A 24,932-nucleotide genomic window follows, 5' to 3' on the forward strand; every position below is an offset into this window, starting at 1 on the left:
AGCGCGCCGGCGCTCCGCAGAAGGGATGGAACGGGACATGAGCGGCAACGCAATGAAGCTGGTCGTCGTGGGGGCGGCGGGCCGAATGGGCCAGACGCTGATCCGCACGATCCACGCGATCGAGGGCGCGGCGGTCTTCGCGGCGGTCGAGCGCGAAGGCTCGCCCTTCATCGGCCGCGATGCGGGAGAGCTTGCCGGCCTCGGGCCGATCGGCGTTCCCGTCACCGACAAGCCGCTCGAAGCCTTCGTCGCGGCGGAGGGCGTCCTGGATTTCACGGCGCCCGCCGCAACGATCGAATTTGCCGGCCTCGCCGCGCAGGCGCGCATCGTGCATGTCATCGGCACCACCGGCTGCTCGCCGGCCGATGACGAGAAGATCAAGGCCGCCGCCCGCCACGCCCGCATCGTCAAGTCCGGCAATATGAGCCTTGGCGTCAACCTGCTCGGCGTCCTCACCGAGACCGCCGCCCGCGCGCTCGGCCCCGGCAACTGGGACATCGAGGTGCTGGAAATGCACCACAAGCACAAGGTCGATGCGCCCTCGGGTACCGCGCTGCTGCTCGGCAATGCGGCCGCGAAGGGTCGCGGCATTTCGCTTGCCGACCATTCGGTGCGCGTGCGCGACGGCCATACCGGGCCGCGCCCCGCGGGCTCGATCGGCTTTGCCACGCTGCGCGGCGGCTCCGTCATCGGCGACCATTCGGTGATGCTGGCCGGCGAGGGCGAGATCGTGACCCTGTCGCACAGCGCGACGGACCGCTCGATCTTCGCCCGCGGTGCCGTGCAGGCGGCGCTGTGGGCGCGCGACAGGAAGCCCGGCCTTTATTCCATGCTCGACGTGCTCGGGCTCAACTGATCCTTTCTTTCGTTTTCGCATCGTTCCAAAAACCGGTATCCACGTGTCGGAACGATGCCAACCATCAGGAGACAATCTATGAGCGGAACCCTCGTCCTCGTTCGGCACGGCCAGAGCGAATGGAACCTGAAAAACCTCTTCACCGGCTGGCGCGATCCGGACCTGACGGCGCTCGGCGTCGAGGAGGCCAAGACCGGCGGCAAGGCGATCGCCGAGACCGGAATCAAGTTCGATGTCGCGTTTACCTCCGATCTTTCCCGCGCGCAGAAGACGCTGTCGCTCATCCTCGACGAGATCGGCCAGCCCGGCCTGGAAACGATCCGCGACCAGGCGCTGAACGAGCGCGACTACGGCGACCTCTCGGGCCTCAACAAGGACGATGCCCGTGCCAAGTGGGGCGAGGAGCAGGTGCATATCTGGCGTCGCTCCTACGACGTGCCGCCGCCGGGCGGCGAGAGCCTGCGCGACACCGGCGCCCGCGTCTGGCCCTACTATCTCACGGAGATCCTGCCCCGCGTGCTGCGCGGCGAGAAGGTGCTCGTCGCCGCCCACGGCAATTCGCTGCGTTCGCTGGTGATGGTGCTCGACAAGCTTTCCAAGGAAGAGATCCTGAAGCTCAACCTCGCCACCGGCGTGCCGATGGTCTACGTGCTGAACGCGGATTCGACGGTGAAGTCGAAGGACGTGCTCGGGGACATGTCGGGCGCGCACTGAGCAACGGTGCGCAAGCAGGGGCGCGCGGCGGCAATCTGCTCCGCTGGCGTCCCATCGCCACCGCTCTTGCCGGCATCTCCAGCCCGCTGCCCTCTCCTTCGTCATGGTCGGGCTTGACCCGACCATCCACGCCGCAGGCGCCGCCTGGATCCTCGGGTCAAGCCCGAGGATGACGGAGGAAGTGGACGTGCATTCAAGGACAAGGCCGGCGTTTCCGCCGGCCTTTCCGTTTTCAGGCCTTGCCCGATTCCCAGCCCAGCATCGCGCGCTTGCGCGTCAGGCCCCAGTGGTAGCCCGTCAGCGCCCCGCTCTTGCCGAGCGCCCGGTGGCAGGGCACGACGAAGGAGATGGGGTTGCGGCCGACGGCGGCGCCGACGGCGCGCGAGGCGGTCGGCTGGCCGAGCTTTTCGGCGATCGACGAATAGGTGACCGCGCAGCCCATCGGAATGCGCAAGAGCGCCTCCCAGACGCGGACCTGGAAATCCGAGCCGATCAGCACGACGCGCAGCGGCGCCTTGGGATCCCAGCGCTTCGGGTCGAAGATGCGTTCCGCATAGGCGGCGGTCGCCTCTCGGTCTTCCACATAATGCGCGTTCGGCCAGCGCGATGACATGTCCTCGAAAGCGTCCATGCCGTCGGCCTCGTCGGTGAAGGCAAGGCCGGCAAGGCCGCGGTCGGTGATCATGACGAGCGCCCCGCCGAAGGGCGAGGGGTGTAGGCCGTAGCGGATCGTCAGGCCTGCGCCGCGCGCCTTCCATTCGCCGGGCGACATCGCCTCGTGCGTGACGAAGAGGTCGTGCAGCCGGCCCGGGCCGGAAAGGCCGACCTCGAAGCTCGTCTCGAGCAGCGGCAGTTCCTCCTGGCGCAGCAGCCGCTTGGCATGGTCGAGCGTCACCGCCTGCAGGAAGGCCTTCGGCGAAAGGCCGGCCCAGCGGGTGAAGGTCTTCTGCAGCTGCGTCGGCGACTGGTCGAGCCGGCCGGCGATTTCGTCGAGGCCCGGCTGTTCGCGATAGTCCTCGGTGATCAGCTCGATGACCCGGCGGACGGTCGCGTAGTCGTCGCCCTCGGGCGTGATGTCGGTCTTCAGGGTTGCGGCAATGTTCATCGTTCTTCTCCTGTGCCGCCAGAAAAGCATGCCTCCGGCGTCCCCGCCACCCGATTCCTGCTGCCGGGCCAATCGAGCGAGGACTTGCGGCGGCCCGCGTCCGGAACCGGGTGAGAACGACGGCTCAGTAGCCGCGCTTGACCCGCGCCAGCGCGCCGGAAAAGGCCGAGGCGAAGCGCTCGCGGTCGTCGAGCGGCAGGAAGGTGCCGACATCCGTCTGGCGGCCGTTGCCGCGCACATGCATGGCGGTGATGCCGATCTTCGCCTTGCGCGAGACGAGGAAGCGCGCCCAGAACGGGTTGAAGATATGTTCGGTCTCGCGGCCCGACGGGCTGATCTTGCGGATCGAGATGTTGGTGCGCGAGAGTAAGACCACCTCGCGGGCCTTCGCCGCCCGGTTGTTCAGCCAGAAGGCGCCGAAGAGCACGAGGAAATCGAGACCGAAGAACAGGACGACCGGCCAGGCGCCGGAGATCATGAAAACGGCCATGTGGGCGAAGCTGAGCACGCCCGCGATGAGGAAGAAGATGCGGTGGCCGCTCCGCCCGAGCGACCGGTAGGGGTGCAGTTCGGCGGAAAAGACCGGCAGGTCGTTCATCGTGATGTCGGCGTTGCCTTGCGTCATGGGGCATGACTATAAGCAAGTCGCGCAAAACTGTGTAGCGGTTTTGCGCGATGACATGCGTCCTGCGGAAGCACCATGGAAAACGGAACGATCAAGAAGAAAGCGGCGCCCCGGCGCAAGGCGCCGGCACGGCCGAAGAGCCTCTATTCGCAGGACGAGCTGAAGGAGATCTTCCGGCGCTTCTCCATCCAGCGGCCGGAGCCGAAGGGCGAGCTGGAGCACGTCAATCCCTTCACGCTCGTCGTCGCCGTGGCGCTGTCCGCCCAGGCGACGGATGCCGGCGTCAACAAGGCGACCCGCGCGCTCTTCAAAGTCGCCGACACGCCGGAAAAGATGCTGGCGCTCGGCGAGGAAAAGGTCCGCGACTATATCAAGACGATCGGTCTTTACCGCAACAAGGCCAAGAACGTCATCGCGCTCAGCCGGATGCTCGTCGACCGCTTCGGCGGCGAGGTGCCGCGCACCCGCGAGGAGCTGATCATGCTGCCCGGCGTCGGGCGCAAGACGGCGAATGTGGTGCTGTCCATGGCCTTCGGCGAGGCGACACTGGCGGTCGATACGCATATCTTCCGCATCGCCAATCGCCTCCGCCTCGCGCCCGGCAAGACGCCGGACGAGGTGGAGGACCGGCTGATCCGCATCATCCCGGACGAATATCTCTACCACGCGCATCACTGGCTGATCCTGCACGGGCGGTACTGTTGCAAGGCGCGCCGGCCGGAATGCGAGCACTGTATCATCGCCGATCTGTGCAAGTCGCCGGAAAAGACCTGCGACGTGCCGGCGCCGCTCGTGGAGCTGCCGCCGCAGCTTTTCGGCCCTACGCCCTGACGAGCCCGTCCAGCAGGCTGGCGACCGCGTCCTCATAGGCCTTGCGGTCCGCGCCCGTCTCGATGGCGATCGCCGCGCGGTCGAAGGCGGCGGAGATGAGGTCCGTCAGGGCCTGCAGCCTTGCTGCGTCCACGCCCTTGCCGATGAGGTCGGAAAGCCCTGCCTTCAGCGTGCCCTCGGCATTGTCCCGGTCGATCGCGCCGGCGCTTTCGAAACCGAGCACGGCGGGCGCCTCGAGCAGCAGCAGGCGCGTGCGGCCGGGCACCGCCATGGCATCGAAATAGGCGGCGGCGCCGAGCAGCAGCGCCTCGCGTGGCGAGCCGGCGGGCAGCGAGACCGTGTCGATATGGGCGGCGACGGCCTCCGCTTCGCGCTCCAGCGTGGCGCGGAACAGCGCCTTCTTGTCCTCGAAATGGTGATAGAGCGCGCCGCGCGTCACCCCGGCCTCCGCCACGATGTCGGGCGTTGCCGTGTCCGCATATCCCCTGTCCACGAAAAGCCGCCGGGCCGCCTCGATCAGCGCGAGGCGGGTCGCTTCCGTGCGCTCCTTGTTGCTGCGTGCCATTTTTCCCCTTTACATACAAACAGAATGTATGTTAATTGATAGAAACATACAGATTGTATGTTTAAAGCGCCGGCAAATCCAGCGAAACCGTACGTGGTTTGCCGTCCGACATGTGGAAAACGGAAAAGGAGCAACCCGATGAAGACGACCAGCTATTATCCGGTGATCATGACCGACGACGTGGCGGGCACCGCCGCCTTCTACGAGAAGCATTTCCGCTTCGAGGCCCTCTTCACCAGCGACTGGTACATCCATCTCCAGTCCAGCGAGGACGAGAAGGTGACGCTCGCCGTGCTCGACGGCAGCCACGAGACGATCCCGGCCGTCGGCCGCGGCAAGGTTTCCGGCCTGCTGCTGAACTTCGAGGTGGAGGACGTCGATGCGGTCTATGAGGCGGTGCGCGCCGCCGGCCTGCCGATCCTGCGCGACATCCGCGACGAGGACTTCGGCCAGCGCCACTTCATCACCGCCGATCCGAACGGCGTGATGATCGACGTGATCAAGCCGATCCCGCCGAACGCCGACTATGCGGCCATGTACGACGCGTCAGTTCTGCCGCAGTGAAAAGCCGGGGTCCTTGCCGCTCAGCGCCTTGTGGAGATGCACCATGAGGCCGGCGGCAAAGAGCGGCGTCAGCAGGTTGACGATCGGGATCGCCAGGAAGGCGGCAATGAGCAGGCCGGCCATCAGCACCGTCGCGGCGTGCTTGGCCCTAAACAGGCGCGCCTCCGCCGGCGGGCGGTGGCGCATCGCCGCGAACTCGAAGAACTCCCGGCCGAGCAGGTAGCCGTTGACCAGGAAGAAGGCGACGAGGTTGATGCCGGGGATGAACAGCAGGAAGAGCGCGAGAAGGTTGCCGAGGATGACGATGCCGAGGAACTTGACCGAGCCGGCGATCGCCTGGCCCATCGGCAGTGCCCGTCCGGGCGCCTGCGCGGGATAGTCGCGTTTCTCGATGACCTCGGCGACGTCGTCGAGGAAGAAGCCGGCGATGATCGCCGTCACCGGCGCGAGCAGGAGGGCGAGCCCGAGCGCGAGGCCGATGCTGGCGAGGATGCCGAAGACGAAGGTGAGCCAGCCTGCCCATTCCGGCAGGTCGGGCATCATCATGCCCTGCAGAAAGGGCCAGGCGAAGGCGATGAAGGTTTCCCGAAGGCCGAACCACAGGACGATGAGCGCGAGAAGGGTGAGGCCGATGACCTTCCAGAACACGCCCCGCGTCTCGGGGGCGAAGAGATTGGCGAGCGAAAGGCGGGCGGCGTTGAGGATCATCGAAAACTCCTGTTCGCTTGCGCATGTAGGGTGTGGAAAAGCGGCCGGCAAGGCAGGAGGTCGGGACTGTTCATTAAGCCGGCGTTAAACGACCGCTCCTAAACTTCTGCGCATCCGCACGAAGCCGTGCCGCCGAAGACAATCAGGGAACTGTCATGCGTAATGTCCGGATCAGCAGGCTCCTGCCCGCCCTCTTCGTCCTCATGGTCGTGCTGGGCGCCCTGCAAGGCGCCGTCGCCTTCCGCTCCCTCTCGGCGATGACTGGCCATATCGAGCGCATCGGGGCGGAGCGCATGCCCGAGATGAGCCGCATCCTGCAGCTCAGCCACGCCTTCGCCGAGCTCAATGCGATCTATTCCGAACACCTGCTCTCGATGGATCCCGACGAGATCGGCCGTATCGAGGGGCGGATCAAGGAGCGCGCCGATGCCTTTGCCGGCATGGTCGACAGCTATGGCGCGGCCAACAGCGGCAACGCCGCCACGGCCACGGAAGTCGACGGCATCAAGGCGGCGCTGAAGACCTATCTCGACGACGCCGCAAAGCTCATCCAGTTCTCCGCCATCGCCGCCAAGGGGCCGGCGCTGGAGGTCTACAAGGGGCCGATGCAGGCGAGCGCCGACGCGATCAGCGCCTCGCTGGGCGACCTTGTCGCCAGCACCCAGAAGGTCACCGACGAGACGATCCTTTCGGCGCGCAGCGAGGAAGGCTCGGCCTTTGCGCTGACCTGGGCATCGCTTGCCATCTCCATGGGCCTGGCGATCGCCGCGATCTTCCTCGTCAACCGCCGCGTCGTCAGGCCGCTCACCGGCCTTGCCGGCGCGATGAAGAAGCTGGCGGACGGCGATACGGCGCTCGCCATTCCCCATGCCGACCGCAGCGACGAGATCGGCGAGATGGCCGGCACCGTCGCCGTCTTCCGCGACAATGCCGCCGAGCGCCAGCGCCTGGAGCGCCAGAGCGACGAAGACCGCCGCCGGGCCGAGGGCGAACGCCAGGCGCGCGAGGCCGAGCGCACCCGCGACAGCGGCCGCGTGCAGGAGGCCGTCGCCAGCCTTGCCGATGCGCTCGGCAGGCTTGCGAGCGGCGACATGACCTGCCGCATCGAAAAACCCTTCGACGGCGACCTCGACCGGCTGCGCGAGGATTTCAACGCCTCCGTCTCGCGCCTCAGCGATGCGCTGCGCGAGGTCGGCGAGAATGCCCGTGCGATCGATGCCGGCGCCAGCCAGATCCGCGCCGCGGCCGACGATCTTTCGCGCCGCACCGAGCAGCAGGCCGCCTCCGTCGAGGAGACCGCCGCCGCGCTGGAACAGATCACCACCACTGTCAGGGATTCCACCCGGCGGGCGGAGGAGGCGGGCCAGCTCGTCGCACGCACCCGCTCGGGTGCGGAAAAATCCGGCGAGATCGTGCGCCGCGCCGTTTCGGCCATGCAGGAGATCGAAAAGTCCTCCAGCGAGATCACCAGCATCATCGGCGTCATCGATGAGATCGCCTTCCAGACCAACCTCCTCGCCCTCAATGCGGGCGTGGAAGCGGCCCGGGCGGGCGAGGCCGGCAAGGGCTTTGCCGTCGTGGCGCAGGAGGTGCGCGAGCTCGCCCAGCGCTCGGCCAAGGCCGCCAAGGAGATCAAGGCGCTGATCACCACCTCGGGCGAGCAGGTGCGCTCCGGCGTCTCCCTCGTCGACGATACGGGCTGCGCACTGCAGGCGATCGTCACCGAGGTGCAGGAGATCAACGGCCACGTCCAGGCGATCGTCGAGGCGGCGCGTGAGCAGTCGACCGGCCTCCAGGAGATCAACACCGCCGTCAACGCGATGGACCAGGGCACGCAGAAGAACGCCGCCATGGTGGAGGAGACGACCGCCGCAAGCCACGGCCTTGCCTCCGAGGTCCAGGCGCTCAACGCCCTGATCGGCCGCTTCAATGTCGGCGGCAGCGCGGCTGCCGGCCGTACCGTGCACGCGCCGCACCTGCATGTCGTGTCGTCCGCCGCCACCCCGCCGCCCGTTGCGCCCGCCCCGGCGCCGGCTCGCAAGTCGCCCGGCCAGTGGAACGTCAAGCCGGCCACCGGCGGCTCGCGTCCCGTCACCTCGCCGGCCCTGGCGCTCGGCGAAAAGCTGGCAGGCGCCCTCGGCGTGCGGCAGGACAAGGGAAACGACGGGGACTGGGAAGAGTTTTGACGAAAGGCGGTGCCGGCGGTTCCCGCTCGCGCCGCGTCGGTCTTCCGGCCGATAGGGTAGTCCAAGGCAGGCGCTGCTGACAAACGAATGGCCGGGGAGCCTTCCGCTCAGCCGCGCTGCTCCCGCAGGAACGTCATCAGCGATCGGCCGGCATCGAGGATGTGGTCGCGCGTCAGCCGCGAGGCGAGTTCCGCATCGCCCTGTTCGCAGGCGGCAAGGATCGCCTCGTGCTCGCGCCCGGCGCGCGGCACGCCGTTGGTGAAGGTCAGCTGGGCGCGAAGATACCGGTCGATGCGGTCGAGCGAGGAGCGCACGCTCTGCAGATAATACGGCCGGCGCGAGGCCTCGTAGAGGCTGTAATGGAAGTTGCGGTTGATCTCGCCCCAGCGGTGCGGGTCGGTCTCCCGGTCGAAGGCATCGCAGTAGCGCCGCGCCTTTTCCAGCGTTTCCCGGTCGAGATTGGGCACGGCAAGGCGGATGACCTCCGCCTCGATCAGCGCGCGGAACTCGAAGATCTCCTCGATCTCCTCGACCGACAGGCCGGCCACCACGGCGCCCTTGTAGCGCTGGGTGGTGATGAGGCCGTGCTGTTCCAGCCGTGACAGGGCCTCGCGCACGGGGATGCGGCTGATATTGAACATCTGCGCGATCTGGTCCTGCCGAAGGTTCTCGCCCTCGGCAAGGTCGCCCTCGATGATCGCCTTGCGCAGGGCCTCGTAGACGATATCGGCCGCCGAAGCGGCCTGCCTGACATCGACGGCAGCAAATTTCATCACGTCGAACCCCGGTGGAATGAAGCGATCGGTCATAGGTCGAAACCGGGAGCGGGGCAACAGAGCCCTGCCGCGGCGACGCCGTGAAGAACGCGATTGTATATTGGATCCAATTTTTCTATGAAAGCGGGATCGCGTCGGCAATTCAAGCCTGCAACGCGCCGAAACAGCCTGGAAAACCGGAGAAGAACCATGCGCAGCAGCAAGGTCATCCACATCGTCTCCTGCCACGCCGAAGGCGAGGTGGGCGACGTCATCGTCGGGGGCGTCGCCCCGCCGCCCGGCAAGACGCTGTGGGAGCAGCGCAATTTCATCGCCGCGGACAAGACCCTGCGCAATTTCGTGCTGAACGAGCCGCGCGGCGGCGTGTTCCGCCACATCAACCTGCTCGTGCCGCCGAAGGATCCGCGCGCCACCATGGGCTTCATCATCATGGAGCCGGAGGACACGCCGCCGATGTCCGGCTCCAACTCGATCTGCGTCTCCACCGTGCTGCTCGACAGCGGCATCGTGCCCATGGTCGAGCCGGAGACCCGCATGGTGCTGGAGGCGCCGGGCGGGCTGGTGAATGTCGTGGCCGCCTGCCGCAACGGCAAGGCCGAGCGCATCACCGTCACCAACGTGCCCTCCTTTGCCGACAAGCTGGATGCGAAGCTGGAGGTGGAGGGCCTCGGCACGCTCACCGTCGATACCGCCTATGGCGGCGACAGCTTCGTCTTCGCCGATGCCCGCGCGCTCGGCTTCGCCGTGACGCCGGACGAGGCGCGGGAGCTTGCCGAGACCGGCATCCGCATCACCAGGGCGGCCAACGAGCAGCTCGGCTTCACCCATCCGGAAAACCCGGAATGGAACCACATCTCCTTCTGCCAGCTGACGCTGCCGGTGGAGGAGCGCGACGGCGCGCTGCACGGCCGCAACACCGTCGTCATCCAGCCGGCCAAGCTCGACCGCTCGCCGACCGGCACCGGTTGCTCGGCCCGCATGGCCGTGCTGCATGCGCGCGGCCAGATCAGGCTCGGCCAGAGCTTCTCCGGCTATTCGATCATCGATTCGCGTTTCGACTGCCGCATCGTCGGCGAGACCACGGTCGGCGGTCGTCCGGCCATCGTGCCGGAAATCTCCGGCCGCGCCTGGATCACCGGCACCAGCCAGGTCATGCTCGACCCGGACGATCCGTGGCCGGCGGGCTATCGCCTGGCCGATACCTGGCCGCGCAAGCAGTAATCCCCTCTGCCTGTCGGCATCTCTCCCACGGAGCAGGAGTTTTTTCACTCTTTGCGTTTGGGGCGGGGCGGGCGTTAAAACCCTTCCGCCTCGTGGGAGGGGGCCAGCCGAATGCGATCGGGCCTGATAAAAAGGTGTCCGAATTCATTTGACCGTCGTCCGGAAGCGGGCTAGTCATAAAGTCATCTGATGACTTTATGACTGACGCCATGCACTCTCTGAGCAAGATCAATCTCGCCGACACGGCCGTGGAGGCGATCCGCACCGAAATCCTCGGGCGCCGCTGGGCGGTGGGCGCCAAGCTGCCGAACGAGGCGGCGCTCTCGGCCATGCTCTCCGTCAGCCGCGGCACGGTACGCGAGGCCGTGCGCGTCCTCGTCTCGCAGGGCTATCTCGAGACGCGGCAGGGCTCCGGCACCTATGTGGTCTCGACGGCGGATACCGTGCGTCCGCTCGGCATGGCCCGGCGCGCGGGCCTGCGGGACCAGTTCGAGGCGCGCCTGGCGCTCGATGTGGAGGCCGCGCGGCTTGCGGCGCTGCGCCAGACGCCGGCCGTCATCGCCGGCCTTCGGGCCCTGCTTGCCGCACGCGGCCCATACGCGGAAAACGACAAGGCGGATTTCATCGCCCGCGATTTCGCCTTCCACCAGGCCGTCATCGCCGCCTCGCGGAATGCGGTGCTGATCGGCATGTACGATTTCTTCTCCACGCTCATTGCCGAAACCATCGAGGCGACCCTCGGCCAGGACCTGCCGGAACCCGACATGGCTGCCCATGTCGCCATCGTCGATGCCATCGAGAGCGGCGATCCGGATGCCGCCGATGCCGCCGTCCGACGCTTCATGGCGCCGGTCCTGTCCGCCCTCGACCGGTTGCTGATGTCATGACCCATCTTGCCGAAAACGATCCCGGCGCGATCGACCTGATCGACGCCGAAGCCGACAGCGTGCCGGCGCCCGCTCCGCACCGGCCGAAGGCCGCCGCCGCGCGTTTCCTGCTCGGCGCCAGCCTCGTGCTCATCGCCTTCAACCTGCGGCCGGTCTTTTCCAGCGCCTCGGCGCTGCTGCCGGAGATCCGCGACACGCTCGGCCTTTCGGCCACCGGCGCCAGCGTCCTGACGACGCTGCCCGTCGTCTGCCTCGGCCTGTTCTCGCCGCTGGCGCCGCGCCTTGCCCAGCGCATCGGCACGGAGCGCACGCTGCTCCTCGTCGTCTTCCTCCTAGCGCTCGGCACGGCGCTGCGCGGCCTTTCCTCCGTTCCGCTGCTTTTCCTCGGCACGGCGCTCGCCGGCGCCTGCATCGCGGTCGGCAACGTGCTGCTGCCCGGCCTCGTCAAGCGCGATTTCCCCGACAAGGCAGCGCTGATGACCGGCTGGTACACGATGGCGCTCTGCGCAGGCGCGGCGAGCGCGGCCGGCCTGACGCTGCCGATCGAGCATGCGCTGGGCGGTTCGCTCGATGGCGCGCTCGCCATCTGGGCGCTGCCGGCGCTCGTCGTCGGCTTCCTGTGGCTGCCGCAGGTGCTGGCGACGCGCAGGCAGGCCACGCGCACCGGCTTCCGGGTCGAGGGGCTGTGGCGCGACAGGCTGGCGTGGCAGGTCACGCTCTTCATGGGCCTGCAATCGGCGCTCGCCTATTGCGTCTTCGGCTGGCTGGTGCCGATCCTGTGCGAGCGCGGTCTCGACGGCGTCACCGCCGGGGCCATCGTGTCCGTCTCCGTCATGGTGCAGGCCGCGTCCTGCCTCGTCGCGCCGCATATCGCCGTGCGCGGCAGGGACCAGCGGCTGATCAATGTCGTGCTCTGCGGCCTGGCCGTCGTCGCCCTTCTCGGCCTGCTCTTCGCGCCGCTCTCCACGGTCTGGATCTGGGCGGTGCTGCAGGGCATCGGGCAGGGCGGGCTGATCGCGGTGGCGCTCACCGTCATCGTGCTGCGCACGCGCGATCCGCATGTGGCGGCGCATCTGTCCGGCATGGCGCAATGCGTCGGCTACCTGCTCGCCGCCATCGGCCCGCTGATCGTCGGGCTCATCCGCGGCTGGACCGGCAGTTTCGCCTGGAGCGCCGTGCTCTTCGTGCTGCTCGGCCTCGGCGCGGCGGTCAACGGCTGGTTTGCCGGCCGGGCGCTCTACGTCAAGGCGCGCACGGTGGAAACGTCCGCCTGAGGCGCGGGGCGCACGGTGCCGGTTTCCGTCACGATCAGGTCCATCGGAATGTCGTGCAGCTGCGGATAGATCGTCTGAAGACGCGCCGCGCTGTAGCCGAGGCCGATGACGCGCGGCCGGGCCGGCATGGCCGCCAGCGTCCGGTCGAAGAAACCGCCGCCATAGCCGAGCCGGTAGCAGGCGGGATCGTAGCCGACGACCGGCGAAAGCACGATATCGGGCAGGACACGGTTGCGCTCGGCCGGTATCGGGATGTTCCAGACACCGCGGGAAAGCGGATCGCCCGCCTGCCAGAGATGGAATTCCAGCGGCCTTCCCTTCTCGACGACGACCGGCAGCGCCGTGCGCCCGCCTCGCCTCGCGACCTCGGCAAGCAGCGGTCGCAGGTCCGGCTCGCCGCGGAAGGGCCAGTAGGCGCTGACGACGCGTCCCTCGACATCGCCGATCTCGGCCAGGATGCCGGCGGCGATCGCCTCGCCTTGGCGCGCCCGCATCTCGGCCGGCACGGCGAGGCGCGCGGCGATCAGGCGTTCGCGTTCGTTTCTGCGCCAGCGGTCGACATCCGTCCAGGCCTGCCGGTCGAGCGGGCCGGGCAGGCCCGTGTAGCGGGGGTCGACCTCGTGCATGAAGCAGGCTGGCGAGGCGAAGGTGGCGGGAATGTCGTCATCGGCCTCCATCATGTCCTCCCTTTCGACAGTGCAGGGCGTCTGCGGGCAAGTGCGAATGAAAACACGTCAACAGCCTGAAAGACCGGCTTCGAGCCCGGCGAGCAGGTCGTCGGCATGCTCGAGCCCGACGGAAAGCCTGAGCAGCCCGTCGCCGATACCGGCCCTGCCGCGCGCTTCCGCCCCCATGTCGACATGGGTCATGGTGGCGGGATGCGCGACAAGGCTTTCGACGCCGCCGAGCGATTCGGCGAAGGTGAAGCAACGCACCCCCTTCACGAAATGCCGCACTGCCGGAACGCCGCCGGCAAGCTCGAAGCTCATCATCGCGCCGAAACCCCGCTGCTGGCGCGCGGCGAGCGCGTGGTCCGGATGGTCGGCAAGGCCGGGATAGTGCACGCGGGAAACGGCGGGATGCGCGCAAAGCCGCTCGGCGATCGCCATGGCATTGCGCTCCTGCGCGGCCATGCGGGCAAACAGGGTCCTGAGCCCGCGCAGCGTCAGCCAGGAATCGAAGGGCGCGGCCGTCGCGCCGGTGACGTTGGCCCAGTGCTTCAGGCCGCGGGCTTCCTCCGCATCGGCCGCGATCACCGCGCCGGCGATGACGTCCGAATGGCCGTTGAGGAATTTCGTCGTCGAATGCAGCACATAGTCGGCGCCGAGCGACAGCGGTTTCTGCAAGGCGGGCGAGAGGAAGGTGTTGTCGACGGCGACGCGCGCGCCTGCCGCCCTGGCAAGGCCGGCGAGGGTGGCAATGTCCACCACGCGCATCAGCGGGTTGCTCGGGGTCTCGACCAGCATGAGCGCCGGACGGTCGAGGAGCGATGCCTTGACGGCCCCGATATCCGACTGGTCCACCAGCCGGAGCGAGAGCTGGCCGAGCGCGGCGCGCGCTTTCAGCAGGCGCATCGTGCCGCCGTAACAGTCGTGCGGCGCCAGGACCAGGCTGCCGGCCGCAAGCCGCCCGACCAAGAGATCAACGGCCGCCATGCCGCTCGGCGTCATCACCGCGCCGGCCCCGCCTTCCAGCGTGCTGATGGCATCCGCCAGGAGATCGCGCGTCGGATTGCCGACGCGGCCATAGTCATAGGCGCGCGGCGTGTCGAAATCCGCGAATTCATAGGTGGTGGAAAGGTAGAGGGGCGGGGCCACCGCGCCGAAGGCGGTGTCGCTCGCCACGCCATGCGCCACGGCAACGGTTTCCGGGTGAACTTCGATCGCCGTTCGCTCGGACATCGATGCCTGCTCCTCATGTTACGAGGAGAAAATGGCCGGCTTGCCGGTCCCTGACAAATGAATTCTCTTGCAGCCAGCCAGCAAGAATTTTGCAGTCATTGCCGGACCGCGCGGGGGCTTCAGGTTCCCTCCTTGAGGACGTCGGCCAGCACGGCCGCATGGTTGAATTCCCGGTTGCGCGCGCCGTAGAGCAGCGTGACCGTGCCGGCCTCGGCGCGCTCGCGCAGGTCCTCCAGCGCCGGATTGCCCTGCAGCTCCTCCCGGTAGCGCGCCTGGAATTCCGGCCAGCGCTCCGGCTGGTGGTTGAACCATTTGCGCAGCGCGGAAGAGGGCGCCACATCCTTCATCCAGAGGTCGAAGCCGGCCTTTTGCTTCGAGAGGCCGCGCGGCCAGAGCCGGTCGACGAGGATGCGTGTCCCGTTCGCCGGATCGGCTTCGTCATAGATGCGCTTGATCGCCACCGGCATGGGCTTGCCCTCCCTTTCTGCCGCTCACCGTGCATTTGAGATCAGAAAGCAGCCCGTCCTTCAAGCCGTAGACCCAGCCGTGGATGGAAACGTCGCGGCCGGCCTGCCAGGCCGCCTGGAGGGTCGGCGTGCGGGCGAGCCGCTCCACCTGCGCGGTGATCGAGGCTTCGCAGAGCCGGTCGAGGTCGGCATCGCTCCAGGGCGTGCATTCCCGGCATGCGAAGCGCCGGTCCGCCACGTCGCGGACCGGCTGAAGCCAATGGTCGATGAGGCCGAGGCGCTCGCCGCTGACGGCGGCGCGGATGCCGCCGCAGCCATAGTGCCCGCAGATGATGATGTGCTTCACCCCGAGCTGGTGCACGGCATATTCGACCACGGACAGCATGTTGAGGTCCGCCGGATGGATGAGGTTGGCGACGTTGCGGTGCACGAAGACCTCGCCCGGCTCCAGCCCGGCGATCACATTGGCCGGCACGCGGCTGTCGGAACAGCCGATCCACAGATAGTCCGGCTGCTGCAGATTGGCGAGGCGGTCGAAATAGTCGGCCTTCTCGGCCTTGCGCTCGGCGGACCAGGTTTTGTTCCGGGCGAAAAGGTCTTCGATCATGGCGTGGCTCCGGCGCTTGGGGGATGAGGCGTTCTCCGTGCCAACCTGGCTTCTGTCAAATCGCCAGACCGTCGCAGGGGCGGCGTTCGGCCGCGCCGCGGCGTCTCGGCTTGACTTTGCCCGTGCCCTCAAGCCATCATGGCAGCATGACCACGACGCAATCCATTGCCCGGTTCTTGAAACGGTTGTTTCCTCTCGCAGGACACTAGCCCCTCGGCTTGGTCGCGTCGCGCCCCGGCCGTGGGGCAATGGCGGTTTCGTTTCAGCACGAAAGCCGCTCCGGAAAAGCGCGACATTCCCCCCAATCCTTGATTTTCCGCGTGCCCGCCGGGCCGCGAAGACCCCGCGCCGTGAGGTTCCCATGACCGCGAAGACCAAGGCCATCCGGCCGCCCGCCATCACCATCGCCCGCTCCGAACACGCGCGCCTGTCGAACCTTGCCGACATGCTGGCCGAGCGCGACCCGCACGCCGCCGAGCAGCTCGCCGTCGAGCTCGACCGCGCCAAGGTCGTCGACGACGCCCGCATGGCGCCCGGCATCATGCGTATGGGCTCGGTCGCCGAGTTCCGCATCGACGACGAGCCGCCGCAGACCGCCGAACTCGTCTTCCCGAAGGATGCCGACATTTCCCGCCAGCGCATCTCCGTGCTGACGCCGGTCGGCGCCGCCCTGCTCGGCCTTTCGGCCGGCCAGTCGATCGAATGGGCCGCGCGCGACGGCAAGGTGCGGCGGCTCAGCGTCATTGCCGTGCATGCGGCGGTGCCGGATGCGGCCGAGGCCTCCTGAGGGTCGTCTGCCGTGAAATTCCTGTCCTTCTTCCAGTCCGGGCGCATCGGAGGCTGCCTCGTCGCAGGATCGTGACCCCCTGTGCCGCAGGTGCGGCCAGGGGGCGTCTCCACCACGGGTTTTCAGGCCGCGCTTGCGCGCGGGCAGGATGGAGAATGGCTATGGGACGCGATCCCGCTATGCTCACGGCAAGAGATGGATATGTGCTGGAAAAGATGCTGCGCGACTGGCCGCCGCTGACGGAGGAATGGCTGGCGCTGCTGAAGCGCAAGCTGTCGGGCGGCCGCCTGCCGGCCGGGGCGCGCGTCCCCGCCGACCTCGCGATGATCGATGCGCGCGTGACGTTCCGCTGCGAAAGCGGACTCAGCGATACCCGCACGCTTTGCCTGCCGCGCACCTATGCGCCGGGCAGCGCCTTCCTGCCGGTCACGACCTTCTACGGCCTTGCCCTGCTCGGCCTGCGCGAAGGCCAGGCGATGACCTTCGACCGGCCGGAAGGCCGGCGCGACTGGATCGTCCTGGAAAAGGTGCTGTTCCAGCCGGCAGCCGGCGGCCCCGTGCCGGAAGCGCCGGCAGAAGCGGCCCGCGCGCCCTTCCGGGTCATCGCCGGCGGCCTCACTGAGCGCGCCTTCACGGCGGCCAATGAAAACGGCCCCGGACAGGGTCCGGGGCCGTCGGCTGCCTGAGGATCGGCGTAGGGCGATCAGATCACGCCCTGCGCGCGCATGGCTTCGGCGACGCGCGTGAAGCCGGCAATGTTGGCGCCGAGCACGTAGTTGCCCTTGGCGCCATATTCCTCCGCCGTCTCGGCGCAGCGGTCGTGGATGCCCTGCATGATCTGGCCGAGCCGTTCGCGGGCCGTCTCGAAGCTCCAGCTGTCGCGGCTGGCATTCTGCTGCATTTCCAGCGCCGAGGTGGCGACGCCCCCGGCATTCGCCGCCTTGCCGGGGCCGAAGAGCACGCCCGATTCCTGGAAGGTCCGCACGGCTTCCGGCGTCGAGGGCATGTTGGCGCCTTCGGCGACGGCGATGACGCCGTTCTTGACCAGCGTCTTGGCATCCTTGCCGGACAGCTCGTTCTGCGTGGCGCAGGGCAGCGCCACGTCGCAGGGCACGTCCCAGATCGAACCCTTGCCGGCCGGGATGAAATGCACGCCGGCCGTCTTGGCGCGGGCATATTCCGACATGCGCTCGCGGCGCACTTCCTTGATCTCCTTGACGAGCAAAAGGTCGATGCCCTCTTCATCATGGATGTAGCCGCTGCTGTCCGAGCAGGCGACGACCCTGGCGCCGTACTTGATGGCCTGCTCCATGGCGTAGATCGCCACATTGCCCGAGCCCGAGACGGTGACCCGCTTGCCCTCGAAATCGGTGCCCCTGGTGGAGAGCATGGCCCGGGTGAAATAGACCGCGCCGTAGCCGGTCGCTTCCTTGCGCACCAGCGAGCCGCCATAGCTCAGCCCCTTGCCGGTGAAGACGCCGGCCTCGAAGCGGTTGGTCAGGCGCTTGTACTGGCCGAACATCCAGCCGATCTCGCGGCCGCTGACGCCGATGTCGCCGGCCGGCACGTCGGTGTGCTCGCCGAGATGGCGGTGGAGCTCCGTCATGAAGGACTGGCAGAAGCGCATGATCTCGCCGTCCGAGCGGCCTTTCGGGTCGAAATCCGAGCCGCCCTTGCCGCCGCCGATCGGCAGGCCCGTCAGCGCGTTCTTGAAGATCTGCTCGAAGCCGAGGAACTTGATGATGCCGAGATTGACGGAGGGGTGGAAGCGCAGGCCCCCCTTGTACGGCCCCAGCGCCGAGTTGAACTGCACGCGGAAGCCGCGGTTGATCTGCACCTGGCCCCTGTCGTCGATCCACGGCACGCGGAAGATGATCTGGCGCTCCGGCTCGCAGATGCGCTCGATCAGCGCGTCCGTCAGGTAGTCGGGATGTTTGGAGACGACGAGCCCGAGGCTTTCCAGGACCTCGCGCACGGCCTGGTGGAATTCCGGCTCGGCAGGATTGCGCTGCAGCACCTGGGCAAGGATCGGTTCAAGCTTCTCGTCGACGGTCGCCATGGCGACACTCCTTTCGTCTCGGTCTCACATCTCTTGGGAAGGCCGCCGGTCTGGCGCCGGCAGGCCCGGGTGACATCGTCCGGGCATGGTCAGATGCCCTGCCCGTGGCCGCCCATCAGGCCCGTCGGGCCGGTCTGGGAGAGGCTTTTCGCGAGCGTGGCCAGAAGATCGGTCTGGGAAATGATGCCCACCACACGGCGCTCCTCGTCCACGACGACGACGGCATGGATGGAACCGTCCGTCAGCCGCGGCAGGAGGCCGATGGCCGGGTCCGAGGGGCGGGCGGTCGCCGCCTCGGAGACGGGCAGATGGGCGTTCGGCGCCATGGCGGCCAGTTCCCGCAGCCCCACGGTGCCGAGAAGGCGCCGGTCGGCGTCGAGCACGGGCAGCGTGCGGATGTCGTGATCGAGCAGGAGGCTGCGGGCCTCGTCGGCCGTCGCATCGCGCGCCACCGTCACCACGTCGCGCGACATGATGTCGGCCGAGGTCAGGTCGCCGCGCTGGCGCAGCAGGGCCTGCTGTTCGACCTGGCGCAGCAGCGTATCGAGGTCGGCGCGGCTGATGTCCAGCGTCTCGTTGAGGCTGGCGATGGCGGCGTCGATGTCCTCGGTGTTGAAACCGACGCGGAAGGCGGCCGGCGGATCGGCGGTCTTGTGCGTGTTGACGGGCGTGATCGTCTGGCGGTGCGGATACTGCCGCCCGGCCAGCCGGTGGAAGATCATGCCGAGCGCCACGAGGATCAGCGAGTTGATGGCGATCGGCACGAGCGGAAACCAGAAGCCCGCCCGGCTGACCGCCGCCCCGCCGATGACGGCGGTGAGCGCGGCCGCCCCGCCGGGGGGATGCAGCGAGCGGGTCAGCGACATGACGAGGATCGCCAGCGCCACGGCAAGGCCGATGGCGATGGCCGGATCCTTCACCAGCGTGGTGACGGTGACGCCGACAAAGGCGGAGATCGTGTTGCCGCCGACGATCGACCAGGGCTGGGCGAGGGGGCTGGCGGGCACGGCGAAGAGCAGAACCGCGGAGGCGCCGATGGGCGCGACGATCAGCGGCAGATGCGGATCCTGCCCCATGACGAAGCCGCAGACGAGCCCGGTGAGGCAGATGCCGATCAGGGCCCCGAGGCAGCCGATCAGCCGCTCCTTGAGCGTGGCGCCGGCAAGAATCGGCGCGAACAGCTGAAATTTGGACGCAGTGCCCGTTTTATGGGCATCGTGTTGAGGCGGGGCCACGATGATCCTGACCGTAAAAAGGCAAATGATTATTTTGCAGGCTTATGTGCCTATCGCGCCCATCACGCAAGGGCGCAAGGGGAAGATTCTGTTTTGCCGGAAAGGAAGGGGAGGGCTTTGCGCACGGACGACAAAACTCGGCAGGCCCGGGCTTTCTTGACGTTTCGGAAAACCGGAGCGGGAATTGGCGCGAGGGACTGCCGCCTATCGAGAATCGCCTCGAAGGACGCGTGCTGGCAGGGACAGGCGCGGGATCCCGCATGGCATGCCGAACGGGATTCGAACTGCAACTGTATGATCGAACACAAGCGTAAGCCTGCTGTCCTTGTCTGGCCTTCCCGAAGCGGTCAGTTTCCTTCCGGCCCCTGAACTATCGGTCAGCGCATCTCCAAAGCCGCATTTCAGCGCTCAGAGCGCGGCGTGCATGTCGCGGAAGAGGCGCGGGGTGACGCCGAAGCGGCGCTCGAAGGCTTCGGCGAGGCGCGCAGGCGGGAAGAGGCCGACTTGTGCCGCGACCGATTTCAGCGACAGCCCGCGTGAAAGAAGCATGCGCGCGGTGTCGAGCCGGGCGGTCTCGACGAAGCGGGCCGGCGTCTCGCCGGTCGCCGCCGCGAACCTGCGATGGAAGGTGCGTTCGCTGAGGCCCGCGCGCGCGGCGAGCGAGGGCACGTCCAGGGCCAAGTCGAGGTTCGACTGAATCCAGCCGATCAGGTCGGCAAACGGGCTGTCGCCCTTCACCTGCGCCTTGAGAACCGGGCTGAACTGCGACTGGTAGCCGGGCCGACGCGCATAGAGCACCAGCCGCTTGGCGACCTCGCCGGCAATCGCCGCGTCGAGATCCTGCGCGACCATCGCCAGCGCCATGTCGATGCCGGTGGTCACGCCCGCCGATGTCCAAAGCCTGCCGTCGATGACATAGAGCGAGTCGGGATCGACAGTGACCTTGGGAAAGGCCTTGGTGAAGGGCTCGCAGGAATCCCAATGCGTCGCGATGCGATGCCCGTCGAGCAATCCGAGCGCGGCCAGCACGAAGCCGCCGGTGCAGACCGCGCCGAACCGATCCGCCGTCGCGGTCAGTTGCGGCAGGGCCTTTCGCAGAGCCGGATCCGCCATCGCCTGCAGGAGGGGTTCACGCTCGGCCCCGACGACCAGCACGGTCTGGATCTCCGCCGATCGAAGTTCGGCAACCGGCCGGGTCTCCATCGCAAGGCCGCTGCTGCTCTCGACGGCGCCGCCGTGAGCGGATGCGAGCACGACCCTGTAGAACGCAGGTTTCCCGCGCTGGCCCAGGGCGCGATTGGCGCCGTTGAAGACCGAGGCCGGCCCCGAAACGTCGAGCAGCTCGAAACCCGGATAGACGATGAAGACAACGTGGTGCATTGGCGGAAATTACCATGTCTTTGTCATTCCTGCCAAATGCTCCCGCTGCTAGGATTCAAACCAGACGCGGCGGAAGGACGGACAGCTCGGAGGCGTTTCCGCTCCTGTCCGGGAGGTATACCCATGTCGAAAGCCTGTCTGATCTGGTGCGGTATCGGCTTGATCATCCTGTCGATGGCAGGTTTCGGGGGCTGGCTGCTCAGCCTGCCGGCAACAACGACGGCGGCGGTCGCGCCGCTGGTCCCGCAGGAAGAGGCGGACGCCATGCTCGCTTCGCTCCGGCCGGCGAAGCGTGAACGTCCGCTGGTCGCGGTGATCGGCATCAACGACGCCACCGAGACGACCGACTATCTCGTGCCCACCGGCATCCTGCGACGCGCCGACGTGGCCGACGTGGCGATGCTGGCGACCGATGCCGGCCCGGTGCAGCTCTATCCGGCGCTCGCGGTCGAACCGGATGCGACGATCGCTGAGTTCGACGCCGCGCATCCCGAGGGTGCCGACTTCGTCATCGTGCCTGCCATGAGCCGCGACGACGATCCCGCGGCAATCGCCTGGCTCCGGGACCAGGCGGAGAAAGGCGCGACGGTCATCGGCATCTGCGCCGGCGCGAAGGTCGTGGGAGCGGCGGGCCTGCTCGACGGCAAGCGTGCGACGACACACTGGTATTATCTGGCCGAGATGCTGAAGCGCAGCCCGACGATCCGATATGTCGCGGACAGGCGGATGGTCGCGGACGCGGGTGTGGCGACGACCACCGGCATCTCCGCCTCCTTGCCGATGATGCTGACGCTGGTCGAGGCGATCGCCGGACGGGTGAAGGCGGAAGCGGTCGCCCACGATCTCGGCTTGGAACAATGGGATGCGCGGCATGCGAGCGCTGTGTTCCGGCTCACCCGCCCGTTCGCGACGACGGTGCTTGCCAACAGAATGGCCGTCTGGAACCGGGACGAGTTCGGCATCCGGCTGGAGCCGGGCATGGACGAGGTGTCGCTGGCGCTGGTTGCCGACGCATGGTCGCGAACCTACCGGTCAAATGCGACGAGCTATGCCGGCTCTCCGGACACGGTAGTGACCATGAACGGCATTCGCATCGTGCCCGACCGGGCGGGCACGAACTGGCCGGAAAGCCGGCGCGTATCGACCTTTCCCGACCGCAAGCCGGCCGATACGCTCGACCTCACGCTTGACACGATCGCCGCGCGCCATGGCACCGGCACCGCCAACGTGGTCGCCATGCAGCTCGAATATCCGCGGCATATCGCGAGCCGGTGAAGGAATCGGCCGACGTCAGATTTATTCCGATGTCATGTCGGACTCATTCTGCTTCGTTCGTCTTAACTGCATCGGGCAACGACTGGCTGCCCGCAAGGTGCCCCGACAGAGGAGGCGGGCACCCGACCGAACACACGATGAAACCGAACCACAGGAGAGCATCATGCCCAGCACGATCCGTCTGCACCGCGTCATCGCCGTCAAACCGGAAAAACTCTATCGCGCATTCCTCGAACCGGACGCGGTCGCAAGCTGGCTTCCGCCCTACGGGTTCCTCTGCTCCGTCCACGAACTCGACGCGAAGGTCGGCGGCCGTCACCGGATGTCGTTCCGCAACTTCACGACGGGCGAGAGCCACTCTTTCGGCGGCACCTATCTGGAGCTCGTTCCGGGCGAGCGCCTCGTCTACACCGACAGTTTCGACGACCCCAACCTGCCGGGCGAGATGACGGTCACGGTGACTCTCAAGGCCGTGTCGGTCGGCACGGAAATGAACATCGAGCAGCAGGGCGTGCCGGATATCATCCCCGCCGAGGCCTGCTATCTCGGCTGGCAGGACTCGCTGGACAAGCTCGCGAAGCTCGTCGTGCCCGAGATCAACCAGTAGGCTCGGCGCTTACGACCGGAAAACGAAAGGAAAAGCAAATGACGATCGCCAAGAACACCATATGCCTCTGGTACAACGGAGATGCCGAGGCTGCGGCCAACTTCTACGCCGAGACGTTTCCCGACAGCTTCGTGAGCGCGGTCCACCGCGCGCCCAGCGACTTCCCGTCCGGCAAGGCCGGCGACGTGCTGACGGTCGACTTCACCGTCGCCGGCATTCCCTGCATCGGCCTCAACGGCGGCACGACATTCAAGCACAGCGAAGCCTTCTCGTTCCAGATCGCCACGGACGATCAGGAGGAGACGGACCGCTACTGGAACGCCATCGTCGGCAATGGCGGCCAGGAGAGCGTGTGCGGCTGGTGCAAGGACAAATGGGGCATCTCCTGGCAGATCACCCCGCGCACGCTGACCGAGGCAATGGCCGCCGGCGGCGCCGAGGCAAAACGCGCCTTCGAGGCGATGATGGAGATGAAGAAGATCGACGTCGCCGCGATCGAGGCGGCCCGGCGCGGCTGACGCGCCGGATCAGGACACCTTGCCGTGCTCCGTGAGAAAGTCGAGCAGCGCCCGCACGCGTGAGGGCAGCGGTCCGCCCTGGCCGACATGGACGGCATGGAAAGCCTCCTTCTCGCCGGCATCGAGATGGCGGAGGACCGGCACCAGCCGTCCGGCGGCGATGTCTTCCCGCACGGTGAAGGCGGCAAGGCGGGCGAGGCCGACGCCGGCCAGCGCCAGATGGCGCAGGCCCTCGCCGTCGCTCGCCTGCACGCGGCCCGTCGCCGGTACGACGACGGTTTCGCCGTCTTCCCGAAGCGGCCAGCCATCGACCGCGCGGGCATAGCCGAAACCGAGGCGATTGTGCCGTTCGAGATCGGCGATGAAGCGCGGCTCGCCGCAACGTTCCAGATAGGACGGCGCGGCAACGATGGTCAGTGCCGTCTCGCCGAGCTTGCGCGCGATCAGGCTGGAGCTTTTCAGCGGCCCGGCGCGGATCGCGACATCGGTGCGCTCCGCCAGGAGATCGACCACCGCATCGGTTTGAACGATATCGAGCGTGACGCCCGGATGACGCGCCAGAAAAGCCGGCAGTGCGGGCGTGAGGACATGGTTGAAATAGGAGGCGCTGGTATTGATGCGGACGCGCCCCACCGCCTGTTCGCCGGCGCCGGCCACCCGTTCCGCATCCTCCAGATCGGCAAGGATGCGCGTCGCCCGCTCATAGAAGGCGCAGCCCTCCGGCGTGAGCTGGAGCTGGCGTGTCGAACGGTTGAGCAGCCGCGCGCCGAGCCGGGATTCCAGCCGCGCGATCAGCTTGCTGACCGCCGAAGGCGTCATGCGCTCGGCGCGCGCGGCAGGCGAGAACCCGCCGAGCTCGACCACGCGCACGAACACTTCCATCTCCCCGGACCGGTTGTGATGCAGGCTTCCCATGTCCTACCAGGTCCTTTCCAGCACTTCGCCCGGCAGGCCGTCGAAATCCTTGAATTCCCTTGAGACGAAACCATTGTTGATCAGGATTTTCCTCGACGGAACATTGGCCGGATCGATGATGGCGAAGAGGCTTCGCAATGCGGATTGCCGCTCGGCCCGCGCCACCAAAAGCCTGGCGATCCGACTGGCTATTCCCTTGCCCCAATATTCCGGGACGAGCATGTAGCCCAGCTCGGCCTGATCCGCCGCCGCTGCTTTCACCGCCAGCTTGCCCAGACCGATGAACGTTCCTCGCTCATCGAGGACGCGGAAGTGGCCGAGCTCCGGATGGAGGGCATTGTCGGCCAGAAGCTCTTCGTAGTCGCGCCGCGCCTCTTCGGCGGGAATGGCCCGCTCCGTGATCATGACCATGACCTCGGGGTCGCTTACCAGCCGGAAATAGTCGGCGAAGTCTCGCGGACCGAATTTTTCAAGCGTGAGTTCCATGGCATCCTTTGAATTCAATTCATGAATGATATTCCTGAACGTAGGCTACTTCAGCCAACAGGCAGCGTCTATCTTCCAGGCAAGGAAACATCAGCGGATACCATTCATGCCCGTCGCGCCCTTGCAGATGTGGGTGCTGTCCAAGGCCGAAGGCGCGGGCCGGAGCCTTGCATCCAACTTCAACATCGGAGCCTTCAATCTCGGCAACGCCACCGGCGCATGGCCGGCGGCGTGGTCATCGACAAAGGGCCGGGCCTCGCCGTGGTGCCGATCACGGCTGCGCTGTTTCCGCTATTCGCCATCGCCACCGCGTTGATTGCCGTCTGGGTGAGCAAGGGCGTGGCCCTCTCACCTTCCTGCAATCCCGTTCACTAAGGAGCATT

The 24,932-nt window shown here is 67.3% G+C and carries 27 protein-coding genes and 1 pseudogene; 14 read left to right on the top strand and 14 right to left on the bottom strand.

Going from position 1 to position 24,932, the window contains the following annotated elements; all coding sequences use genetic code 11:
• Positions 1 to 37 precede the first annotated feature (37 nt).
• Together dapB and AABQ55_RS03425 are read left to right on the top strand one after the other, a co-directional pair.
• Positions 38 to 856: a 4-hydroxy-tetrahydrodipicolinate reductase gene (gene dapB, locus AABQ55_RS03420; protein ID WP_272807262.1), complete on the top strand. Its 819-nt coding sequence runs from the start codon at positions 38 to 40 to the stop codon at positions 854 to 856.
• 78 nt (positions 857 to 934) lie between these two features.
• Complete coding sequence (locus tag AABQ55_RS03425; RefSeq protein WP_133035461.1) at positions 935 to 1,570, top strand: 2,3-bisphosphoglycerate-dependent phosphoglycerate mutase; 636 nt, start codon at positions 935 to 937, stop codon at positions 1,568 to 1,570.
• A gap of 232 nt (positions 1,571 to 1,802) precedes the next feature.
• On the opposite strand, the gene AABQ55_RS03430 is transcribed toward AABQ55_RS03425, so the two are convergent.
• Complete coding sequence (locus AABQ55_RS03430) at positions 1,803 to 2,675, bottom strand: bifunctional helix-turn-helix domain-containing protein/methylated-DNA--[protein]-cysteine S-methyltransferase (RefSeq protein WP_272807263.1); 873 nt, start codon at positions 2,673 to 2,675, stop codon at positions 1,803 to 1,805.
• A 124-nt stretch (positions 2,676 to 2,799) separates the two neighbouring features.
• Positions 2,800 to 3,300, bottom strand: coding sequence for a DUF2244 domain-containing protein (locus AABQ55_RS03435; RefSeq protein WP_272807264.1), 501 nt, complete (start codon positions 3,298 to 3,300; stop codon positions 2,800 to 2,802).
• Between the two features lie 75 nt (positions 3,301 to 3,375).
• On the opposite strand from AABQ55_RS03435, the gene nth reads away from it, so the two are divergent.
• Entirely contained in the window at positions 3,376 to 4,131 is a 756-nt protein-coding gene (nth, locus tag AABQ55_RS03440) for an endonuclease III (RefSeq protein WP_244770355.1), read from the top strand.
• Here the strand turns inward: nth and AABQ55_RS03445 are convergent.
• Positions 4,121 to 4,696 carry a TetR/AcrR family transcriptional regulator gene (locus AABQ55_RS03445; protein WP_272807265.1) on the bottom strand — a complete coding sequence of 192 codons (576 nt, stop codon included), beginning with the start codon at positions 4,694 to 4,696 and terminating at the stop codon, positions 4,121 to 4,123. The genes nth and AABQ55_RS03445 overlap by 11 nt on opposite strands.
• A gap of 138 nt (positions 4,697 to 4,834) precedes the next feature.
• Here AABQ55_RS03445 and AABQ55_RS03450 point away from each other — a divergent pair, with 138 nt between their 5' ends.
• Complete coding sequence (locus AABQ55_RS03450; RefSeq protein ID WP_272807266.1) at positions 4,835 to 5,260, top strand: VOC family protein; 426 nt, start codon at positions 4,835 to 4,837, stop codon at positions 5,258 to 5,260.
• Here the strand turns inward: AABQ55_RS03450 and AABQ55_RS03455 are convergent.
• Positions 5,243 to 5,968 carry a sulfate transporter family protein gene (locus AABQ55_RS03455; protein ID WP_272807267.1) on the bottom strand — a complete coding sequence of 242 codons (726 nt, stop codon included), beginning with the start codon at positions 5,966 to 5,968 and terminating at the stop codon, positions 5,243 to 5,245. The genes AABQ55_RS03450 and AABQ55_RS03455 overlap by 18 nt on opposite strands.
• 155 nt (positions 5,969 to 6,123) lie before the next feature.
• On the opposite strand from AABQ55_RS03455, the gene AABQ55_RS03460 reads away from it, so the two are divergent.
• Positions 6,124 to 8,154 carry a HAMP domain-containing methyl-accepting chemotaxis protein gene (locus AABQ55_RS03460; RefSeq protein ID WP_272807268.1) on the top strand — a complete coding sequence of 677 codons (2,031 nt, stop codon included), beginning with the start codon at positions 6,124 to 6,126 and terminating at the stop codon, positions 8,152 to 8,154.
• A gap of 107 nt (positions 8,155 to 8,261) precedes the next feature.
• Here AABQ55_RS03460 and AABQ55_RS03465 read toward each other — a convergent pair whose 3' ends face one another.
• On the bottom strand, positions 8,262 to 8,927 hold the full coding sequence (locus AABQ55_RS03465; protein WP_272807269.1) for a GntR family transcriptional regulator: 666 nt from the start codon (positions 8,925 to 8,927) through the stop codon (positions 8,262 to 8,264).
• 192 nt (positions 8,928 to 9,119) lie between these two features.
• Between AABQ55_RS03465 and AABQ55_RS03470 the strand changes: the two genes are divergently transcribed.
• The 3 genes from AABQ55_RS03470 to AABQ55_RS03480 all read left to right on the top strand — a co-directional run bounded on the left by AABQ55_RS03470 (position 9,120) and on the right by AABQ55_RS03480 (position 12,312).
• Positions 9,120 to 10,151, top strand: a complete 1,032-nt coding sequence (locus AABQ55_RS03470) for a trans-3-hydroxy-L-proline dehydratase (protein WP_272807270.1) — start codon at positions 9,120 to 9,122, stop codon at positions 10,149 to 10,151.
• A 209-nt stretch (positions 10,152 to 10,360) separates the two neighbouring features.
• Positions 10,361 to 11,038, top strand: a complete 678-nt coding sequence (locus AABQ55_RS03475) for a FadR/GntR family transcriptional regulator (protein ID WP_272807271.1) — start codon at positions 10,361 to 10,363, stop codon at positions 11,036 to 11,038.
• On the top strand, positions 11,035 to 12,312 hold the full coding sequence (locus tag AABQ55_RS03480; RefSeq protein ID WP_272807272.1) for a CynX/NimT family MFS transporter: 1,278 nt from the start codon (positions 11,035 to 11,037) through the stop codon (positions 12,310 to 12,312). Before AABQ55_RS03475 ends, AABQ55_RS03480 begins: the two co-directional genes overlap by 4 nt.
• Here AABQ55_RS03480 and AABQ55_RS03485 read toward each other — a convergent pair.
• The 4 genes from AABQ55_RS03485 to AABQ55_RS03500 form a co-directional block, all read right to left on the bottom strand.
• Positions 12,276 to 12,989, bottom strand: a complete 714-nt coding sequence (locus tag AABQ55_RS03485; RefSeq protein ID WP_244770456.1) for a 5-formyltetrahydrofolate cyclo-ligase — start codon at positions 12,987 to 12,989, stop codon at positions 12,276 to 12,278. The two genes, AABQ55_RS03480 and AABQ55_RS03485, sit on opposite strands and share 37 nt — an antisense overlap.
• A gap of 57 nt (positions 12,990 to 13,046) precedes the next feature.
• Positions 13,047 to 14,213 carry a cystathionine gamma-synthase gene (gene metB / locus AABQ55_RS03490; protein WP_272807273.1) on the bottom strand — a complete coding sequence of 389 codons (1,167 nt, stop codon included), beginning with the start codon at positions 14,211 to 14,213 and terminating at the stop codon, positions 13,047 to 13,049.
• A gap of 119 nt (positions 14,214 to 14,332) precedes the next feature.
• A complete protein-coding gene (locus AABQ55_RS03495; protein ID WP_272807274.1) occupies positions 14,333 to 14,680 on the bottom strand; it encodes a DUF488 domain-containing protein in 348 nt (115 codons plus the stop codon).
• A complete protein-coding gene (locus tag AABQ55_RS03500; protein WP_272807275.1) occupies positions 14,652 to 15,287 on the bottom strand; it encodes a carbonic anhydrase in 636 nt (211 codons plus the stop codon). Before AABQ55_RS03500 ends, AABQ55_RS03495 begins: the two co-directional genes overlap by 29 nt.
• A gap of 361 nt (positions 15,288 to 15,648) precedes the next feature.
• Between AABQ55_RS03500 and rnk the strand changes: the two genes are divergently transcribed.
• Both rnk and AABQ55_RS03510 read left to right on the top strand, forming a co-directional pair.
• On the top strand, positions 15,649 to 16,074 hold the full coding sequence (rnk, locus tag AABQ55_RS03505; RefSeq protein ID WP_244770344.1) for a nucleoside diphosphate kinase regulator: 426 nt from the start codon (positions 15,649 to 15,651) through the stop codon (positions 16,072 to 16,074).
• A 155-nt stretch (positions 16,075 to 16,229) separates the two neighbouring features.
• On the top strand, positions 16,230 to 16,760 hold the full coding sequence (locus AABQ55_RS03510; RefSeq protein WP_272807276.1) for a hypothetical protein: 531 nt from the start codon (positions 16,230 to 16,232) through the stop codon (positions 16,758 to 16,760).
• A gap of 17 nt (positions 16,761 to 16,777) precedes the next feature.
• On the opposite strand, the gene gdhA is transcribed toward AABQ55_RS03510, so the two are convergent.
• The 3 genes from gdhA to AABQ55_RS03525 form a co-directional block, all read right to left on the bottom strand.
• Entirely contained in the window at positions 16,778 to 18,133 is a 1,356-nt protein-coding gene (gene gdhA, locus AABQ55_RS03515; RefSeq protein ID WP_272807277.1) for an NADP-specific glutamate dehydrogenase, read from the bottom strand.
• A gap of 89 nt (positions 18,134 to 18,222) precedes the next feature.
• Positions 18,223 to 19,374, bottom strand: coding sequence for an HPP family protein (locus AABQ55_RS03520; protein WP_272807540.1), 1,152 nt, complete (start codon positions 19,372 to 19,374; stop codon positions 18,223 to 18,225).
• 402 nt (positions 19,375 to 19,776) lie between these two features.
• Positions 19,777 to 20,748, bottom strand: coding sequence for a GlxA family transcriptional regulator (locus tag AABQ55_RS03525; RefSeq protein ID WP_272807278.1), 972 nt, complete (start codon positions 20,746 to 20,748; stop codon positions 19,777 to 19,779).
• A gap of 123 nt (positions 20,749 to 20,871) precedes the next feature.
• Between AABQ55_RS03525 and AABQ55_RS03530 the strand changes: the two genes are divergently transcribed.
• The 3 genes from AABQ55_RS03530 to AABQ55_RS03540 all read left to right on the top strand — a co-directional run bounded on the left by AABQ55_RS03530 (position 20,872) and on the right by AABQ55_RS03540 (position 23,148).
• The gene (locus AABQ55_RS03530; protein ID WP_272807279.1) at positions 20,872 to 22,023 is read left to right on the top strand and encodes a DJ-1/PfpI family protein; all 1,152 of its coding nucleotides are present in this window, start codon (positions 20,872 to 20,874) and stop codon (positions 22,021 to 22,023) included.
• Between the two features lie 163 nt (positions 22,024 to 22,186).
• Positions 22,187 to 22,630, top strand: a complete 444-nt coding sequence (locus AABQ55_RS03535; protein WP_272807280.1) for an SRPBCC family protein — start codon at positions 22,187 to 22,189, stop codon at positions 22,628 to 22,630.
• A 44-nt stretch (positions 22,631 to 22,674) separates the two neighbouring features.
• A complete protein-coding gene (locus AABQ55_RS03540; protein WP_272807541.1) occupies positions 22,675 to 23,148 on the top strand; it encodes a VOC family protein in 474 nt (157 codons plus the stop codon).
• 9 nt (positions 23,149 to 23,157) lie between these two features.
• Here the strand turns inward: AABQ55_RS03540 and AABQ55_RS03545 are convergent, their stop codons facing one another.
• Complete coding sequence (locus tag AABQ55_RS03545) at positions 23,158 to 24,063, bottom strand: LysR family transcriptional regulator (RefSeq protein WP_272807281.1); 906 nt, start codon at positions 24,061 to 24,063, stop codon at positions 23,158 to 23,160.
• Positions 24,064 to 24,066: 3 nt separating this feature from the next.
• Positions 24,067 to 24,549: a GNAT family N-acetyltransferase gene (locus tag AABQ55_RS03550; protein ID WP_272807282.1), complete on the bottom strand. Its 483-nt coding sequence runs from the start codon at positions 24,547 to 24,549 to the stop codon at positions 24,067 to 24,069.
• Between the two features lie 103 nt (positions 24,550 to 24,652).
• Between AABQ55_RS03550 and AABQ55_RS03555 the strand changes: the two are divergent.
• Positions 24,653 to 24,924: pseudogene (locus tag AABQ55_RS03555) on the top strand (MFS transporter); the annotation flags it as partial.
• Between the last annotated feature and the right edge of the window lie 8 nt (positions 24,925 to 24,932).

This window comes from Shinella sp. WSD5-1 (assembly GCF_963942435.1).
Taxonomy (GTDB): Bacteria; Pseudomonadota; Alphaproteobacteria; order Rhizobiales; family Rhizobiaceae; genus Shinella; species Shinella yambaruensis.

What these genes read in the sequence shown, in the direction of transcription:
- dapB (WP_272807262.1), top strand. Translation starts at nt 38, where the DNA reads ATGAGCGGCAACGCAATGAAGCTGGTCGTCGTGGGGGCGGCGGGCCGA.
- AABQ55_RS03425 (WP_133035461.1), top strand. Translation starts at nt 935, where the DNA reads ATGAGCGGAACCCTCGTCCTCGTTCGGCACGGCCAGAGCGAATGGAAC.
- AABQ55_RS03430 (WP_272807263.1), bottom strand. Translation starts at nt 2,675, where the DNA reads ATGAACATTGCCGCAACCCTGAAGACCGACATCACGCCCGAGGGCGAC.
- AABQ55_RS03435 (WP_272807264.1), bottom strand. Translation starts at nt 3,300, where the DNA reads ATGACGCAAGGCAACGCCGACATCACGATGAACGACCTGCCGGTCTTT.
- nth (WP_244770355.1), top strand. Translation starts at nt 3,376, where the DNA reads ATGGAAAACGGAACGATCAAGAAGAAAGCGGCGCCCCGGCGCAAGGCG.
- AABQ55_RS03445 (WP_272807265.1), bottom strand. Translation starts at nt 4,696, where the DNA reads ATGGCACGCAGCAACAAGGAGCGCACGGAAGCGACCCGCCTCGCGCTG.
- AABQ55_RS03450 (WP_272807266.1), top strand. Translation starts at nt 4,835, where the DNA reads ATGAAGACGACCAGCTATTATCCGGTGATCATGACCGACGACGTGGCG.
- AABQ55_RS03455 (WP_272807267.1), bottom strand. Translation starts at nt 5,968, where the DNA reads ATGATCCTCAACGCCGCCCGCCTTTCGCTCGCCAATCTCTTCGCCCCC.
- AABQ55_RS03460 (WP_272807268.1), top strand. Translation starts at nt 6,124, where the DNA reads ATGCGTAATGTCCGGATCAGCAGGCTCCTGCCCGCCCTCTTCGTCCTC.
- AABQ55_RS03465 (WP_272807269.1), bottom strand. Translation starts at nt 8,927, where the DNA reads ATGAAATTTGCTGCCGTCGATGTCAGGCAGGCCGCTTCGGCGGCCGAT.
- AABQ55_RS03470 (WP_272807270.1), top strand. Translation starts at nt 9,120, where the DNA reads ATGCGCAGCAGCAAGGTCATCCACATCGTCTCCTGCCACGCCGAAGGC.
- AABQ55_RS03475 (WP_272807271.1), top strand. Translation starts at nt 10,361, where the DNA reads ATGCACTCTCTGAGCAAGATCAATCTCGCCGACACGGCCGTGGAGGCG.
- AABQ55_RS03480 (WP_272807272.1), top strand. Translation starts at nt 11,035, where the DNA reads ATGACCCATCTTGCCGAAAACGATCCCGGCGCGATCGACCTGATCGAC.
- AABQ55_RS03485 (WP_244770456.1), bottom strand. Translation starts at nt 12,989, where the DNA reads ATGGAGGCCGATGACGACATTCCCGCCACCTTCGCCTCGCCAGCCTGC.
- metB (WP_272807273.1), bottom strand. Translation starts at nt 14,213, where the DNA reads ATGTCCGAGCGAACGGCGATCGAAGTTCACCCGGAAACCGTTGCCGTG.
- AABQ55_RS03495 (WP_272807274.1), bottom strand. Translation starts at nt 14,680, where the DNA reads ATGCCGGTGGCGATCAAGCGCATCTATGACGAAGCCGATCCGGCGAAC.
- AABQ55_RS03500 (WP_272807275.1), bottom strand. Translation starts at nt 15,287, where the DNA reads ATGATCGAAGACCTTTTCGCCCGGAACAAAACCTGGTCCGCCGAGCGC.
- rnk (WP_244770344.1), top strand. Translation starts at nt 15,649, where the DNA reads ATGACCGCGAAGACCAAGGCCATCCGGCCGCCCGCCATCACCATCGCC.
- AABQ55_RS03510 (WP_272807276.1), top strand. Translation starts at nt 16,230, where the DNA reads ATGGCTATGGGACGCGATCCCGCTATGCTCACGGCAAGAGATGGATAT.
- gdhA (WP_272807277.1), bottom strand. Translation starts at nt 18,133, where the DNA reads ATGGCGACCGTCGACGAGAAGCTTGAACCGATCCTTGCCCAGGTGCTG.
- AABQ55_RS03525 (WP_272807278.1), bottom strand. Translation starts at nt 20,748, where the DNA reads ATGCACCACGTTGTCTTCATCGTCTATCCGGGTTTCGAGCTGCTCGAC.
- AABQ55_RS03530 (WP_272807279.1), top strand. Translation starts at nt 20,872, where the DNA reads ATGTCGAAAGCCTGTCTGATCTGGTGCGGTATCGGCTTGATCATCCTG.
- AABQ55_RS03535 (WP_272807280.1), top strand. Translation starts at nt 22,187, where the DNA reads ATGCCCAGCACGATCCGTCTGCACCGCGTCATCGCCGTCAAACCGGAA.
- AABQ55_RS03545 (WP_272807281.1), bottom strand. Translation starts at nt 24,063, where the DNA reads ATGGGAAGCCTGCATCACAACCGGTCCGGGGAGATGGAAGTGTTCGTG.
- AABQ55_RS03550 (WP_272807282.1), bottom strand. Translation starts at nt 24,549, where the DNA reads ATGGAACTCACGCTTGAAAAATTCGGTCCGCGAGACTTCGCCGACTAT.